This window comes from Pantoea sp. GD03673, assembly GCF_029844725.1.
In the GTDB taxonomy this organism is placed as follows: Bacteria; Pseudomonadota; Gammaproteobacteria; order Enterobacterales; family Enterobacteriaceae; genus Pantoea.
This window is the reverse complement of the sequence record NZ_JAOCKJ010000040.1, coordinates 1-694: the sequence shown is the minus strand read 5'-3', so window position 1 is coordinate 694 and position 694 is coordinate 1. Positions and strand designations below refer to the sequence as shown.

At 50.1% G+C, this 694-nt stretch carries 1 protein-coding gene; it reads left to right on the top strand.

Annotated elements, in window-relative coordinates:
• Window positions 1–25: 25 nt before the first annotated feature.
• The coding region (locus N5J69_RS22180) for a HAMP domain-containing protein (protein WP_279772596.1) at window positions 26–694 on the top strand (669 nt) is incomplete at its 3' end.

The window sequence follows — 694 nt, the reverse complement described above, 5'->3', positions numbered from 1 at the left end:
CGTTAGTGAGGCTGACTCTGTCCGTATGGAATCATTAATCAGCACGGGTGCCTATAACCTGGATATGTTTGCTCAGGACTCAGAGAAGCTTTTTTCGTCTGATACAGGGCTGAAGCAGAAATTCAGTGCCGATGCCGACGGGGCCGTACAGGAAGCTCAAAATGCCCTGAAAACTGCAGGTGAGTTATTTATTAGCCGCAGTATGACGAATCAGAGTCCTCAGGACTATGCCGCACTTTTTACCAGCGCGATTAACAGATTCAGCACCTACGCGATTGCGGGCGGTAATGAACTGAATGACATGCTGAACCAGCAGATTACGGACCACCGGCATGCACAGTATGGTTTGCTGAGCGTTCTTCTCTTTATGGTCCTGCTTTCTGTCATTTTCGCATTGATTATTATCCGTTCTGTAACACGACCTATCGGTGCCGCGTCCAAGCTTGCGCTTGAAGTGGCAGAAGGCGATCTGACCGCATCTTTTTCCGTGACAGGACGCAATGAAACAGCCGGTCTGCTTAAGGCATTACTGCAGATGAGTCAGCGCCTGACGGTGACGGTAGAAAACATTAAAAGTAATGCTGTCACCATTGCCACCTCATCTGAGGAGATTGCCCGCGGTAACGGCGATCTTTCTGCGAGGACGGAAGAACAGGCTGCATCGCTGGCTGAAACAGCCGCCAGTATGGAACAA